The following is a 1,005-nucleotide window of genomic DNA, read 5'->3' on the forward strand; positions in this document are numbered from 1 at the left end:
AACGGCCCCCGCCGCCCCCCCGGATAAACGCCCTCCCAACCCCGCTCCCCGGTTTATTGGGGGGTGCCCCTCATCTCCGCTGGCGGGCCCCGCTCCGGGGGGGCCCCCCCCCCCCCCCCGGCGAGCGAGCCGCACAAAGCCTACCTGACACTGATCATCGATGACCTGGGGCAAAACCTGCCCCGGGATCGTCGCGTGCTGGCTTTGCCTGGGCCGGTCACCACGGCGATCATGCCCGACACGCCCCACGCCGCCGAATTCGCCCGCGAAGCGCACAAGGCCGGCAAAATCGTGATCTTGCACATGCCCATGGACCCCGCCACCGGCCCGTTCGCCTGGCACCCCGACCTGCCCATCGAAGAACTCGGCAAACGCCTGGACGCCGCGTTTAACGCCGTGCCCTACGCCGCCGGCATCAACAACCACATGGGCAGCCGCATGACCGCGCAACCAGCGGCCATGGCCTGGTTGATGGGCGAGTTGCAACGGCGTAACAAATTCTTCGTCGACAGCCGTACCAGCGCACAAACCGTGGCCGCCGCCGAGGCGCAGAAGATCGGCTTGGCGCATGTCTCGCGGGATGTATTTCTCGATGACGAGCGCACCGAGGCGGCGATTACCACCCAGTTGCAGACGGCGATCAAGCTCGCGCACAAACAGGGCTCGGCGGTGATGATCGGTCACCCTTATCCACAAACCCTGGCGGTGCTGGAGCGCGAGTTACCCAAACTCAAGGCTCAAGGCGTTGACTGGATTGATATTAAGTTGATGATCAGCGTACGCAGCAATCAAGCCATGGCCGCGCATGGCAAGAACGGTATTTACCGCTAAATCAAGACACCAAGACAAATCACCTCGTGGTTATCGCAAACCGAACGCGGTCAACTGTGGGAGATTCTATGGTTTTGGGGAAGCCTCCAAAACCGCTTTCGACTGGTATTCGCTCAGGTTTTTCATGAGAGAAAACGCGATGCGAGCCAGCTTGCGGGCGATGATGACCAGGGC

At 62.4% G+C, this 1,005-nt stretch carries 1 protein-coding gene; it reads left to right on the top strand.

Features of this window, described 5'->3' with window-relative positions; genetic code table 11:
* Positions 1 to 72: 72 nt before the first annotated feature.
* On the top strand, positions 73 to 831 hold the full coding sequence (locus tag ACOZK9_RS17530) for a divergent polysaccharide deacetylase family protein (RefSeq protein ID WP_421556264.1): 759 nt from the start codon (positions 73 to 75) through the stop codon (positions 829 to 831).
* Positions 832 to 1,005 lie beyond the last annotated feature (174 nt).

The organism is Pseudomonas kitaguniensis, from assembly GCF_049199985.1.
Taxonomy (GTDB): domain Bacteria; phylum Pseudomonadota; class Gammaproteobacteria; order Pseudomonadales; family Pseudomonadaceae; genus Aquipseudomonas; species Aquipseudomonas kitaguniensis.